Annotated in this window: 12 protein-coding genes; 7 read left to right on the top strand and 5 right to left on the bottom strand. The window is 58.9% G+C overall.

The window, feature by feature from the left end:
* Nucleotides 1-14: 14 nt before the first annotated feature.
* Nucleotides 15-1,460 carry a pyruvate kinase gene (gene pyk / locus ASU33_RS01710; RefSeq protein WP_059067509.1) on the bottom strand — a complete coding sequence of 482 codons (1,446 nt, stop codon included), beginning with the start codon at nt 1,458-1,460 and terminating at the stop codon, nt 15-17.
* A 230-nt stretch (nt 1,461-1,690) separates the two neighbouring features.
* Entirely contained in the window at nt 1,691-2,119 is a 429-nt protein-coding gene (locus ASU33_RS01715) for an IPExxxVDY family protein (protein WP_059067511.1), read from the bottom strand.
* Nucleotides 2,120-2,269: 150 nt separating this feature from the next.
* Between ASU33_RS01715 and ASU33_RS01720 the strand changes: the two genes are divergently transcribed.
* From ASU33_RS01720 to ASU33_RS01745, 6 genes are all read left to right on the top strand, one after another.
* Nucleotides 2,270-2,506 carry an acyl carrier protein gene (locus ASU33_RS01720; RefSeq protein WP_059067513.1) on the top strand — a complete coding sequence of 79 codons (237 nt, stop codon included), beginning with the start codon at nt 2,270-2,272 and terminating at the stop codon, nt 2,504-2,506.
* Nucleotides 2,507-2,601: 95 nt separating this feature from the next.
* Nucleotides 2,602-3,855: a beta-ketoacyl-ACP synthase II gene (gene fabF, locus ASU33_RS01725; RefSeq protein ID WP_059067515.1), complete on the top strand. Its 1,254-nt coding sequence runs from the start codon at nt 2,602-2,604 to the stop codon at nt 3,853-3,855.
* 8 nt (nt 3,856-3,863) lie between these two features.
* Nucleotides 3,864-4,616 carry a ribonuclease III gene (gene rnc, locus ASU33_RS01730; RefSeq protein WP_059067517.1) on the top strand — a complete coding sequence of 251 codons (753 nt, stop codon included), beginning with the start codon at nt 3,864-3,866 and terminating at the stop codon, nt 4,614-4,616.
* Nucleotides 4,617-4,905: 289 nt separating this feature from the next.
* Nucleotides 4,906-6,885 carry an NAD(+) synthase gene (gene nadE / locus ASU33_RS01735; RefSeq protein ID WP_059067519.1) on the top strand — a complete coding sequence of 660 codons (1,980 nt, stop codon included), beginning with the start codon at nt 4,906-4,908 and terminating at the stop codon, nt 6,883-6,885.
* 199 nt (nt 6,886-7,084) lie between these two features.
* The gene (gene lgt / locus ASU33_RS01740) at nt 7,085-7,966 is read left to right on the top strand and encodes a prolipoprotein diacylglyceryl transferase (RefSeq protein ID WP_078062782.1); all 882 of its coding nucleotides are present in this window, start codon (nt 7,085-7,087) and stop codon (nt 7,964-7,966) included.
* 64 nt (nt 7,967-8,030) lie between these two features.
* Nucleotides 8,031-8,984: an alpha/beta hydrolase gene (locus ASU33_RS01745; RefSeq protein WP_059067521.1), complete on the top strand. Its 954-nt coding sequence runs from the start codon at nt 8,031-8,033 to the stop codon at nt 8,982-8,984.
* 36 nt (nt 8,985-9,020) lie between these two features.
* Here the strand turns inward: ASU33_RS01745 and fbaA are convergent, their stop codons facing one another.
* The 3 genes from fbaA to yidD form a co-directional block, all read right to left on the bottom strand.
* Nucleotides 9,021-10,106 (bottom strand): class II fructose-bisphosphate aldolase, encoded by a 1,086-nt coding sequence (gene fbaA / locus ASU33_RS01750; RefSeq protein ID WP_059067523.1) that lies wholly within the window; start codon nt 10,104-10,106, stop codon nt 9,021-9,023.
* Nucleotides 10,107-10,256: 150 nt separating this feature from the next.
* The gene (locus ASU33_RS01755) at nt 10,257-11,162 is read right to left on the bottom strand and encodes an SdiA-regulated/phytase-like domain-containing protein (protein WP_149866990.1); all 906 of its coding nucleotides are present in this window, start codon (nt 11,160-11,162) and stop codon (nt 10,257-10,259) included.
* 119 nt (nt 11,163-11,281) lie between these two features.
* Nucleotides 11,282-11,509, bottom strand: coding sequence for a membrane protein insertion efficiency factor YidD (gene yidD, locus ASU33_RS01760; protein ID WP_078062783.1), 228 nt, complete (start codon nt 11,507-11,509; stop codon nt 11,282-11,284).
* Between the two features lie 135 nt (nt 11,510-11,644).
* Between yidD and ASU33_RS01765 the strand changes: the two genes are divergently transcribed.
* A complete protein-coding gene (locus ASU33_RS01765; RefSeq protein ID WP_078062784.1) occupies nt 11,645-13,918 on the top strand; it encodes a S46 family peptidase in 2,274 nt (757 codons plus the stop codon).
* The last annotated feature ends 91 nt before the right edge of the window (nt 13,919-14,009 follow it).

The following is a 14,009-nucleotide window of genomic DNA, read 5'->3' on the forward strand; positions in this document are numbered from 1 at the left end:
AAGCAGAAGTATGGTTACACCACGCTCAGCTTAATCATGTTGGCCTTGCCCTTCTCGTTGATGGGCATTGATGCGGTGCTGATAAACACATCACCTTTGGCAATGTGACCCGTGGTCATCAGCACGTACTTGATGTCGGCAATGGTGGTATCGGTGCTTACGAACCGGTCGTAATAGAATCCGCGTACACCCCAGGCTAGGCTCAGCTGCGTGAGAATAGCGCGGTTATCCGTGAACACGAAGATGTTGGCCTGCGGGCGGTACTTCGAAAGCTGATAAGCAGTGTAGCCTTTGTGCGTCATGCCCACAATAGCTTGGGCACCGGTAACGCGCGCCAGGCTGCAGGCCCCTGCTAGTACACTGTTGGTGTAGTACGTATCGGGGGCAGCTAGCGCGTCGCCGGGGGCAAACTCGCGGTGGTAGAGGCCCGGGTGCTCCTCAGCGCTCCGGATAGTGCCTACCATCGAGCGAATTACTTCGGCAGGGTAGGCGCCCACAGCGGTTTCGGCCGACAGCATTACGGCATCGGCGCCGTCAAGCACGGCATTGGCCACGTCGTTGGTTTCGGCGCGGGTGGGGCGCGGGTTCACGATCATGCTCTCCATCATCTGCGTGGCCACAATCACGGGCTTACCGGCGCGGTTACACTTCTGGATGATCATTTTCTGTGCCATCGGCACTTCCTCGGCCTTAATCTCCACGCCTAGGTCGCCGCGCGCAACCATCACGGCATCGGTTAGGGCAATTATCTCGTCGATGTTGCGTAGGGCTTCCGGCGTCTCGATTTTGGCTACTACCCGGGCTTGCTTGCCGCTTTCAGCAATAATCTGCTTGATAAAGCGAATGTCTTCGGCGCGGCGGGCAAACGAAAGGGCAATCCAATCGACGTCGTTTTCGAGGCCGAACTTCAAGTCCTCGATGTCCTTCTCGGTCATCGACGGGGCCGATACGTTCGAGTCGGGCAGGTTGATGCCTTTACGCGGCTTTACGGTGCCACCGTAAACCACTTCGCACAGCACCTCCTTTTCGCGGTCGGTCGTGAGCACACGCAGCTCCAGCTTGCCGTCGTCGATCAGGATCATGTCGCCGGGCTTCACGTCGCGCGCCAGCCCTAGGTAAATGGTGCTGATGCGGCCGGGGCGGCTGATTTCCTTTTCGCCGCACACCAGCATGATTTGCTCACCCGCTTTAATTTCAAACGAGCCGCCCTCAACATCGCCTAGGCGAATTTTGGGGCCTTGCAAATCTTGTAGCAAGCCCACGTGCGTACGCAAATCCTTGTTGAGACGGCGCACCAGGTTGATTACCGCTAGGTGTTCTTCGTGAGCCCCGTGCGAAAAATTCAGGCGAAACACATCCACGCCTTCGCGGATGAGCATGGCCAGCTTGTCGTAGGTGTTGGAGGCCGGTCCGACGGTGGCCACGATTTTGGTCTTGTTAAAACCAGGACGATTTTCCATGTATCGTTGGGAGTTATGCGTCTGCGTTTGTTGCGTTAATTTTTTAATCTTCTGACCTAAGGCGCAATTAAAGGACCTTCCTCCCTCGGCGCGCGGCATCGTAACCCTAGGTGATTACGCAAAAACGCGCGGTAAGTAGTTGCTCCAGTGGAGCAACTACGGCGAGAGAAAGGTCCTTCGCTGAGTAGGCCAGCAAGGAGGCGGAGCGACGGTCTTGAGGCAACCGGCCCCTAAAAGAGCAAGTTTTCTTTGAACTTGAGGTTATTTGGATCGAAACGACACACGTACTGCACAGCTGGCAACGCCGCCAACCGCTCGAGTAGGGTATCGGGGTCGAGTGAGCCGGTTCCGTTTTGCACCTGTATCAGGTAATCGTACTCCTTGATGTCGGGCGCCAAAAAGTGCTTTTGCAGCGGCGATGGGTCAACGGAGCGGTTGCGCAACAGGCGCAGGGTGGCAGTTTCGGTAGCGTGCAGGTAATTGCTAATTACAAGCCGGCCGCGGGTGAGCAGATCCAAAATCAGGTCCTGCTGTTTAATCAGCCGCAGGCGCAGCGCCTGGTTCAACGTCCAAGCCAACTTATGGTCCCGGCTCGACGACACGATGCCGAAAAGGTCGAAGTCGCAGTCGTAATCGCAGTCGAGGGTAAGGGTTTTCATAGGCGGAAAAGCAGCCTGGCACGCGGCGCAAAACTACGGAGTTAGCGGGGCGAAACCAGCACGGGCACTTGGGCAATTCAACTCGTCCGGTTTGACAATGTTGCCGAAGATGGTGTTATTTGTGCCGAGTTTTCTTTAAACCCCACGGAAATGTCTGAAATCGCAGAAAAAGTAAAAAGCATTATCGTTGATAAGCTGGGCGTAGAGCCGTCGGAAGTTACCCCGGAGGCCAGCTTCACCAACGACCTCGGCGCTGACTCGCTGGATACGGTTGAGCTTATCATGGAATTCGAAAAAGAATTCAACGTAAGCATCCCCGACGATCAGGCTGAGAACATCGGCACCGTGGGCCAAGCTATTGCTTACCTCGAAGAACACGCCAAATAAGGCATCTTTACCTTAGCTAAAGCACCTACCGCTTTGCCGGCCGGCCCGCGCCGGCCGTTTTTCTTTCCCTACTTTTTCCCCTTCGCATCCATTTTATGGCGCTACGGAGAGTTGTTGTTACTGGTCTCGGAGCCATTACCCCCCTTGGCAATACAGTTGCCGCGTACTGGGACGGTTTGTCGCGCGGCGTTAGTGGGGCCGGCCCCATCACGCGCTTCGACGCCAGCAAGTTCAAAACCCGCTTTGCCTGCGAAGTGAAGGGCTACAACGCCGACGATTTCTTCGAACGCAAGGAAGGCCGCAAGCTGGATTTGTTTTCGCAGTTTGCCGTGGTAGCCGCCGATCAGGCCATTGCCGAAGCCGGCCTTACCGATGGCTCCGTGAACAAAGACCGCGTAGGCGTTATTTGGGGTTCGGGCATTGGTGGCCTGCGCACCTTCCAGGAGGAGTGCGTAGCCTTTGCCAAGGGCGACGGTACCCCGCGCTTCAACCCGTTCTTCATCCCGAAGATGATTGCCGACATCGCGTCGGGTCATATTTCGATGAAGCACGGCTTCCGCGGCCCCAACTTCGTTACGGTATCGGCTTGCGCGTCGTCGTCGAATTCCATCATCGATGCTTTCAACTACATCCGCCTCGGTTACGCCGATGTGATTGTAACGGGTGGCTCCGAAGCCGCCGTGACGGAAGCCGGCATTGGTGGTTTCAACGCCTTGAAGGCTTTGTCGGAGCGCAACGATGCTGCCGAAACGGCCTCGCGTCCTTACGACAAAGACCGCGACGGGTTCGTGCTCGGCGAAGGTGCCGGCGCACTGATTCTGGAGGATTTGGAGCACGCCAAGGCGCGCGGCGCAAAAATCTACGCCGAAGTACTTGGTGGCGGCATGTCGGCTGATGCGTACCACCTCACCGCGCCCGACCCCGAGGGCAACGGTGTGATGCTGGTGCTGAACATGGCCCTGCGCGACGCCGGAATTACGCCCTCGGATGTAGATTACATCAACACCCACGGCACCAGCACGCCCTTGGGCGACGGTGCCGAGGTAAAGGCCATTCAGAAAGTATTTGGCGACGCCATTTACGACCTGAACATCTCTTCGACGAAGAGCATGACGGGCCACTTGCTCGGTGGTGCCGGGGCTATTGAAGCTGTGGCCAGCATCTTGGCCATGGAGCATAGCCTCGTACCGCCTACTATCAACCACTTTACCGACGACCCGGAGCTTGATCCGCGCCTGAACTTCACCTTCAACCAAGCTCAACAGCGCGAGGTGAACATTGCCCTCAGCAATACGTTTGGGTTTGGTGGGCACAACACCTCGGTGGTGTTCGGTAAGCTCCGCGACTAATACTGCTTATGGTACAGCGCAGCGGCCGTACGCTCCCGCTGTTCGGTTTCTTTCGCCGTTTGCTCGGCCACGACCGTCAGTTCCGGCAAGCAATTGCTGCCGTAACGGGCCGTGCGCCGGGCAACGTGCGTTTGTACCGGCTGGCATTTACGCACGCTTCTATGGTTCGGCAGCAGCCGGGCCAAACGCGTCATCTTTCCAACGAGCGGCTAGAGTTCCTCGGCGATGCTGTGCTGGGCGCAGTGGTAGCCGAATTTCTATTCCGCAAATTCCCCTACGAGCCCGAAGGTTTCCTGACGGAGGTTCGCTCGCGCATTGTAAACCGCGAAAGCATGAACCAGCTGGCGCTCAAAATTGGCCTCGATCAGCTGGTGCAGCTCGATGCGGGACAGAGCCGAACGGCTCGTTCGCGCTCCGTTAACGGCAATGCGCTGGAGGCATTGGTAGGCGCCATCTACCTCGACCACGGCTACGAAGCCTCGCGGCAGTTTGTGCTGAAGCGGCTGATTCGGCCGTTTGTGGATGTAAAAGCCCTGGTGAGCACCACGGCCAACTTCAAGAGCAAGCTGATTGAGTGGGCGCAGCGCCACGGCAAAGCCGTGCGCTACGAGCTGAACGGCGAGCAGCGCACCGGCGGCGTAATGGAGTTTTCGGCCACGGTATTGATCGATGATGAGGCTGTGGCCACGGGCATGGGCCTCTCGAAAAAGCAAGCCGAACAGCAAGCCGCCGAGCGGGCGTTGGATGCCCTAGGTATGTAGCCGGTAATGAGCTGTAGTTGCGAGGACGAAGGACGAAGCAATTTCTCCTCTCACAACACGACTTTTCAGCTGGCACCAACCGAAAATGCTCAGCAACGAAACCCGCACCGCCCGAATCCTGCTCTCAGGATTCGGGCGGTGCGGGTTTCTAGCGGCTATGGGAATGCCCTGCCCAGGACCGGATGCTTCACTTGGCTTGTAATGACAGCGGAGGCGGCGCCGGCACAACCCGACTCGGCCATTTCGAGTTACTTGCAGGACGATTTACCAACCACCCTGCCCACACCCTATGCGTATCGCCGGCGCCGCTCTCAACCAAACTCCCATCGATTGGCAAAACAACCTGCGCAACATCCAAGAGGCCATTCAGGTGGCCAAAGACTCGGGTGTGGAACTGCTGTGCCTGCCCGAACTGTGCCTCACGGGCTACGGGTGCGAGGATTTGTTTCTGCACGACTGGCTGAGCGAAGCGGCCCTGGATTACTTGCAGCAAGTGCGCCAATGGTGTACCGACCCCAACATGGTAGTGTGCGTGGGGTTGCCCGTGCGCCTGAACGGGCAGACGTACAACACGGCCTGCGTAATCCGCGAGCAACAAATAGTTGGCTTTGCGGCTAAGCAGTTTCTGGCCAACGATGGCGTGCACTACGAGCCGCGGTTTTTTACCTCGTGGCGGCCGGGCACCACGGCTACGTTCAGCCACAACGGCGAGGAGTACACCATCGGCGATTTGGTGTTTGAGCACCTAGGCGTGCGGTTTGGCTTTGAGATATGCGAGGATGCGTGGCGCCCCGCTGCCGACCGGCCCGCTGGCCGCCTGAAACCTAGGGGCGTGCAGCTCATCGTGAACCCCTCGGCCTCGCACTTTGCCATGAGCAAGACGGATGTGCGCTACCAACTCGTGCTGAAAGGCTCGCGCGATTACCAAGTGACGTACCTCTACGCCAACCTGCTCGGTAACGAGGCCGGCCGCATCACCTACGATGGCGAAATCCTGATTGCTCGAAACGGGCAGCTCATCAAGCGCAACCAGCTCCTGAGCTTCAAGAACGTCGATCTGGAATACGCCGACGTTGATTTTGGCCAGGAGCCTGCCGTAACGCAGGAAATTACCCCGCTACCCACGCCCGACGAATACCGCGAGCTAAACCAGGCCCTCAGCCTGGCTTTGTATGACTACATGCGCAAAGCCCGCAGCAAAGGTTTTGTGCTAAGCCTGTCGGGCGGGGCCGACTCGTGCATGTGCGCCGTGGGCGTGGCTGAAATGGTGCGCCTAGGTGTGCAGGAGCTCGGGGTAGAGGAGTTCATGCGCAAAGCCGGCAACTTCTCCGACGACGACATCCGGTTTGCCATGGAGTACGGGCAGCTGCCCGGCGCAGCGCCCATTGAGGCCGTAGCCACTGCCGATGCTGGTACGCGCGTGCAGGCGGTGTCGCACCCGGCCCAGCAGGTTACCGGCAACGAACGCCTCACGCTTGACCAGCAACTCACGCGCCGCTTGCTTACCTGCGCTTACCAAGGCACCGTTAACTCTTCCGATGATACCTACCTGTCCGCTAAAGAGGTAGCCGACAACATAGGGGCGGTGTTTTTCAGCTGGGATATCGACCAAGAGGTGAAGGGCTACACCAGTAAGATCGAGCAGGCCCTAGGTCGGGAACTGACCTGGAAAACCGACGACCTGACGTTGCAGAACATTCAGGCCCGGGTGCGCGCCCCTAGCATCTGGATGCTGGCCAATGTGCAAAACTGCCTGCTGATAACCACCTCCAACCGCTCGGAAGCTGCCGTGGGCTATTGCACCATGGATGGCGACACGGCCGGCAGCATTTCGCCCATTGCCGGTGTTGATAAGGCGTTCGTGAAGCAGTGGTTGGTGTGGGCCGAAGCCGAACTAGGCTACGCTGGCCTGCACCGTGTGAATAACCTAGCGCCCACCGCCGAGCTGCGCCCACTCGAGGACAAGCAAACCGACGAACGCGACCTGATGCCCTACCCGCTGCTAAACCGCATCGAGCGGTTGGCTTTTTACGAGCGCCTCAGTCCGCAACAGGTGTTGGCTCGCCTAGGTGCAGAGGTCGACAACGTGGATGCGGAGCAACTTAAAACTTACGTGCGTCGCTTTTACCAACTCTGGAGCCGCAACCAGTGGAAGCGCGAACGGTTTGCGCCCTCGTTCCACCTCGACGATTACAATCTCGATCCGCGCTCGTGGCTGCGCTTTCCCATCTTGAGCGGCGGCTTTACCGACGAGCTCAAGGCCCTGTAGCACCGGTAGCCCCGGCTGCTCATTAGGCCCAGCTCACCTAGGGCAGTTGGTGCAGGCAAGCCACCTAGGCGGTTACATTTGTGCAGGCCCGAGCCCACAAACGGCTCGGGCCTGTGATTTTTCCTAGGATAATCGTTCTTTGTAGCCGGTGCGTGCAATGCACCCCTACTTTTGTCCGACACATCGCGCCAAAGTGCCTATGCTCGCTTATATCACCTGGGATGTTTCGCCCATTCTGGCTCAGTTAGGGCCACTCACGCTGCGCTGGTACGGCCTGCTGTTCGCGTTGGGCTTCATTATCGGCTCGTTTATCCTCACGCACATCTACAAATCGGAGCGAGTGTCGCCGCGTTGGGTCGATGTCATCACCATTTACATGCTCATCGGTACGGTGCTGGGTGCGCGCCTCGGGCACGTGTTCTTCTACGATGCCGATTACTACCTCGCCCACCCCGGCGAGATTCTGAAGATTTGGGAAGGCGGCTTGGCGAGCCACGGCGCTACCATCGGCATTTTGCTGGCCGTGTGGCTGTTTGCGCGCAACAACAAGTTCGACTACTTGTGGGTGCTCGACCGCATTGTGATTGTGGTGGCCACGGGCGGCATGTGCATTCGCCTAGGTAACTTAATGAACTCCGAAATCATCGGCCGCGAAACCGATGTGCCGTGGGCGTTCAAGTTTGCGCGCTACAACGAAATTCATCACCAAGCGGGCAACATTCCGAACGAGCTGCGCCACCCCACCCAGATTTACGAGGCCTTGTTTTGCCTATTTCTGTTTGGGTTGCTGTACTGGCTCTGGAACCGCTACAAAGAGCAAACGCCGCGTGGCTTGTTGTTTGGCTTGTTCGTAACGCTACTCTTCACCTTCCGCTTCCTGGTTGAGTTCCTGAAGGAAAACCAGGAAACCTTTGAAGACCGGCTACCCCTCAACATGGGCCAAATTCTGAGCATTCCATTGATTTTGGTGGGCTTGTGGGTGCTGCTGCGCGCCGGCAAGAACCACAACAATCGTTATGGCTTTGCCCCGCGCGACCTAGGCAGCGAGGAAGCCGTGCCGGCAAAAGTTCGGAAGGCATAGCGCCTATTGGTTTACCTTAAAACTGCCGCTCATACCCCATGAGCGGCAGTTTGTTTTTTGTGCCATGAAAAAACTGCTTGCCGCCGCATTGCTAAGCCTGCCCCTGATGAGCCAAGCCCAAACCGTGGTGCCGCTGTACGACAAAGCAGTACCCAACGCCCGCCCCTGCAACACCAAAGAGGTGCAACAGGAGCGCGGCCGCATAAGCGGCGTTACGGTGCCCACACTTACGGTATACCTGCCCGCCAAGCCCGATTCGGCCCAGGCGGCGGTGATTATTTGCCCCGGCGGCGGTTACGTGCGCCTCGCCACCGAGCACGAAGGGCACGAGGTAGCCAAGGCGTTCAACGAAGCAGGCGTAGCGGCTTTTGTGCTGAAGTACCGCCTGCCCGACGATGCCTGCATGACCAACAAAGAGCTCGTGCCCTTGCAGGATGCGCAGCAAGCCATTAAGCTAGTGCGCGACAACAGCCGCAAATGGAACATCAACCCCAGCCGGGTAGGCGTGTTGGGCTTTTCGGCCGGCGGGCACGTAGCATCTTCGGTGGGTACAAAGTTTGGGCAAGCGGTTATACCCAATGCCGCCAACACCAACCTGCGGCCCGATTTCCTGATCCTAGGTTATCCGGTTATCAGTTTCAGCGACAACCTCGCGCACCCCGGCTCGCGCGAACACCTGATTGGCAAAACGCCCGCTGCCGATAGGGTGGTGGCCTACTCCAACGACCGGCAAGTAACCGCCCAAACGCCACCCACTTTCCTAATGCACGCCGCCGACGACAAGAGCGTGCCCGTGGGCAATACGCTGGCGTTTTTCCAGGCTCTGCAACACCACCAAGTGCCCGCCGAAATGCACATCTACCAGCGCGGCGGCCACGGGTTTGGCCTGCACAACCCCACTAGCCCCGATAAGTGGTTCGAACGCGCCCTTAACTGGATGCGCAGTAACCGCCTTATTGCTGACAAGCCCGCAGCAGTGGCCGATGCACCAGCGCCTAAAACGAAAAAAGCCCGCTAAGCAGCGGGCTTTTTTGCTAGAGGAGGCAGTACCGACCTAGGGCCGGCGGTTCAGCGCGTTCAGGTCGTCGAAGGCTTGCTTCAGGCGCTCCACAAACGTCTTTTCGCCTTCGCGCAGCCACACGCGCGGGTCGTAGTATTTCTTGTTGGGAGCATCTTCGCCGGTGGGGTTGCCAATCTGACCTTGCAGGTAGGCTTCGTTCTTCTTGTAGAAGTTCTTGATGCCGTCCCAGAACGCCCACTGCAGGTCGGTGTCGATGTTCATCTTGATGGCACCGTAGCTGATGGCCTCGCGGATTTCTTCCTGCGACGAACCCGAGCCGCCGTGGAACACGAAGTTGATCGGCAGCGCCTCTTGCAGGCCAAACTTCTCGCGTACGTACTCCTGTGAGTTTTTTAGAATTACGGGCTGCAGCTTTACGTTGCCAGGCTTGTACACGCCGTGCACGTTGCCGAACGCCGCGGCAATGGTAAACCGCGGGCTCACCTTCAGCAGCTCCTCGTAGGCGTAGGCCACTTCCGAAGGCTGGGTGTACAGCTTGCTCGAATCAACGCCGGAGTTGTCAACGCCGTCTTCCTCGCCGCCGGTTACGCCTAGCTCGATTTCCAGCGTCATGCCCAGCTTATCCATGCGGGCCAAGTACTCCTTGCAGATTTCGATATTCTCCTCAATCGGCTCCTCCGACAGGTCGATCATGTGCGAGCTGAACAGCGGGCGGCCGTGCTGCGCGAAGTACTTTTCGCCAGCCTCGAGCATGCCGTCGATCCAGGGCAGCAGTTTCTTGGCGGCGTGGTCGGTGTGCAGAATTACCGGTACGCCGTAGAGCTCGGCCATTTGGTGCACGTGCATGGCGCCCGAAACGGCACCGGCAATGCTGGCCTGCTGCTTGTCGTTGGGCGCGCCCTTACCGGCGAAGAACTGCGCACCACCGTTCGAGAACTGAATGATAACCGGCGAGTTTACGGCCGCTGCGGTTTCGAGCACGGCGTTTACCGTGTCGGTACCCGTTACGTTTACGGCGGGCAGGGCAAAGCCGTGCTCCTTGGCGTACTCGAACAGCTGTTGAACCTCGTCGCCGTGCAAAACGCCGGCGCGCAGGGTGGTAACGGCAGTGTTACTCATAAGTGAGAAGTAGAAAAAGGGTAGGGCAGCCCAATGCGGCTGCGGTGCATTTTCAGGTTCAATGATAAGCAAAAAACGGCCGCCGGGCGTAGCCCAGGGCCGATTTGCCCGCCTAGGTACAACCAAGGCAGTTTAGTACAAGTGCCGGGGCTACTGCGGCAGGTTGTAGCGGTACAAAGCGCCCTGCTCGCTGCTGATGAGTACCGTGTTGTTGTCGATGAACACGACGCCCTCGGTTTGGCCGGCGCCTTTCATCTCCACGGCTTGCATTTTGGCCTCGCCAAAGTTGCTGCCGCTCACGGCGCCCACAAAGATTTGCTCGCGGCCCAGCAGCACCAAGCGCGAGCCATCGGGGCTGAGGGCGGCATCGGTTACTTGGCCGGGCAGCGTAAGCTCGCCCACGCGCTGCGCCGTTTGGCGAGCGGGGCCGTTGGCATCGAGGCTGTATATTTTGCTGGTGCGGTCGTTGGCGCGGTCGCGCGAAAACAGATAGATGCGGCCGTTGTGCCATAACGAGGCTTCCACATCGAAGTTGCGCTCCTCCTTGGCCGGCGGAAACTCCTTCTGATCGGGGTACGAAAACTGGATTTTGCTGACCGTGCCTAGGTTCTTCGGGTCGATGCGGTAAATGGTGAGGTCTTGGCGGTCGTTGCCGTTGTTGCCGCAATCGGCAATGTACAGGCGGCCCTGCGTATCCTGCGACACCGATTCCCAGTCTTGCTGCTGTACGCCTTGCAGCTCGATGCGCCGCACCAGCTGGCCGTTTTCGCGCACCAAGTAAATAGAGGGGCCGCCGCCGGGGCTGCGCGTGTCGCCGTGGGTGTAAAAAGTGCCCGCCTCGGGCCCACGCGACAGGCCCGAGCTTTCGGGTACTTCGCTGGGCATGGTGCCTACTTTCGTGAGGCCCGCCACCGGGTTCATGGCCTCGGTCTTGTCTTTCTTCTTACCGCCTTTTCCTTTTTTGCCCTTGCCTTCGGCTTGTTCGTTTTGTGCTTCGGAACAGGCAGTAGAGCCAATAAGAGCCATGCTGAGCAGGCCCGCCAGTAATCGGTTCATGTGCATTGCGGATAGTGCCAGTAAAACGCCCGGCCTGCGGGCGTACCTATCTGCTATACGCAAACGCACCACCTAGGGCCGAGAAGCAGCTATGGCAGCCAGCGCCAGGTGCCAACCAATTACTTCTCCGGAACGGGGTCGTGGCCGAAGCCGCCCCAGGGGTGGCAGCGCCCGATGCGGCGCAGCGCCAACCAGCCTCCGCGCCACGGGCCGTAGCGCCGAATGGCCTCGGTAGCGTAAGCCGAGCAAGTGGGCGTGTAGCGGCAGGTGGCGGGCTTTAGCGGCGAAATCAAGTGCCGATACACCCACACCAAAGCCAAGAAAAAGTATTTGAACAGGGCTGCCAAGGGCGGTGTTGCTGAAAGTGCCCGCCCAGCCGAACCGAACGGGTGTTAGGGTGTCAACGCCCGCCTTCGTAAGTTTGGTTCGGGGTTGCCCAGGGCAATTTCCACTCTTTTCACCACTTCCTACTTATCTCACCAATGCTCAAACGCTCTTGGCTGAAAGGCTTGCTGCTGGCGCTGTTGCTGCCCGCCGTAGCCCGCGCCGACGAAGGCATGTGGCTGCCGCTGCTGGTTAAGCGCCTCAACCACGCCGACATGCAGAAGAAGGGCCTCAAGCTTACGCCCGAGGAAATTTACGACGTGAACAACGCCTCCCTGAAGGACGCCATTGTACAGCTTGGCGGCTTCTGCACCGGCGAGTTCGTGTCGAAAGAAGGCTTACTGCTCACCAACCACCACTGCGGCTACGACGCCATCCAGAGCCACAGCACCACGCAGAACAACATTCTGCAGAACGGCTTTTACGCCCAAACCCGCGCCGACGAAAAAACCAACCCCGGTTTGTTCGTGGATATTTTGGTGCGCATGGAAGACGTAACCGGCAAGGTGCTCGAGGGCATTACGCCCCAAACCACCGAGGCCGAGCGTACTGCTACCATTCAGCAGCGCCAGCGCGAGCTAGCCAACGCTGCTAAGGAAAACGGCCAGTACGTAGCCTACGTGCGCGACATGTTTGCCGGCAACGAGTTCTACCTGTTCGTGTACCAGCGCTTTGGCGATGTGCGCCTCGTGGGTGCTCCGCCCGAAGCCGTAGGCAAGTTCGGTGGCGACACCGACAACTGGATGTGGCCCCGCCACACCGGCGACTTCTCGCTGTTCCGGGTGTACGCCTCCAAAGACAACAAGCCCACCGCCGGCTTTGCGGCCGACAACGTGCCCTACATCCCCAAGAAGCACTTGCCCGTGAGCCTGCAAGGCGTAAGCGAAGGCGACTTTTCGATGGTGTTTGGCTTCCCCGGTCGTACGCAGCGCTTTTTGCCCGCGGCTGGCCTGCAAATGACGCTCGACCAGAGCAACCCCGCCCGCATTAAGCTGCGCGACACCCGCCTGAAGCTATGGAAGGAAGATATGGACCGCGACCCGGCCCTGCGCCTGGCCTACGCGTCGAAGTACGCCAACATTGCCAACTATTGGAAATACTTCATCGGCCAGAACGAGGGCATGAAGCGCCTGAAAACGGTTGACCAGAAGAAAGGCGAGGAGGCTGCCTTGGCCCAATGGATTGCCGCCGACCCCGCGCGTCAGCAGCAGTACGGCACGGTGCTGCAGGACATCAACCAGGCCTACGAAGGCCTGCGCCAGTACAACCTGAGCGCGCAGTATGTGAACGAAGGCGCATTCGGTACCGAAATCCTGACACTGGCCTCGCGCATGATGCCGCTGTACCAAGCCCTAAAGGGCACCGACAAAGCGGCCGTGCAAAAAGCCGCCGAAGACCTGAAAGAGCCCGTAGCCGAGCACTTCAAAGACTACAGCGCTGCTACCGACAAAAAGGTGTTTGCCGCGCTCCTAGGTTTGTACATGCAGGATGTGGCCAAGGAGCAGCAGCCCGACGTGTTCCAGACGGTGCAGAAGCAGTACGGCGGCTCGATGCCGAAGTACGCCGACTACGTGTTCGGCAACTCGCTGCTGACTTCGAAAGCCAAGGTAGAGGCCTTCCTGGCCGCGCCTACGGCCGCTAAGCTGGAGGCCGATCCGGCGTTCAAAACCTTCCAGTCGGTGTACTCGAACTACCTGCAGAACATCCTGCCCAAAACGCAGGCCCTGCAAGCCAGCCTCGTGCGCGCCAACCGCCTGTACGTAGCTGCTCTGCGTCAGAAGAACGCCAACAAGGTGTACTCGCCCGATGCCAACTCCACGCTGCGCCTGAGCTACGGCACCGTGCGCGCTTACAAAGGCCGCGACGCCGTGCAGTACAACTACTACACTACCGGCCAGGGTATTCTGGAGAAGGAAGACAACACGAACCCCGAGTTTGTGGTGCCGGCCAAGCAAAGCCAGCTGCTGCAGGCCAAGGATTTCGGCCGCTTCGCCGATAAAAACGGCACCCTGCCCGTCGCGTTCATCACCGATAACGACATCACGGGCGGCAACTCCGGTTCGCCGGTTATCAACGGCCGCGGCGAGCTGATCGGTCTGGCCTTCGACGGCAACTGGGAGGCTATGACCGGCGACCTGGCCTACGACCCCGACCTGAAGCGCTGCATCAACGCCGACATCCGCTACGTGCTGTGGTGCATCGAGAAGCTGGGCGGCGCCAAACACATCGTCGATGAAATGACGATTGTAAACAACGGGCCTAACCCGAACACAGCAGTGGCAGCCAATACCCCGGCTGCCGACGCGAAATCGACCAAAGTGAAGGTGAAAACCAAAAAGAAAAAGGGCGAGGCGGCTTCGGCCGGCATGTAAGCCCTAGGTGGTTTTCTGCGTATGAAAGCCCCGGAGCCTGCAAAGGCTCCGGGGCTTTTTTGTTGCCAGTTCTTATTCAGAACTTTATGGC

The organism is Solirubrum puertoriconensis (assembly GCF_001483135.1).
GTDB lineage: Bacteria > Bacteroidota > Bacteroidia > Cytophagales > Hymenobacteraceae > Solirubrum > Solirubrum puertoriconensis.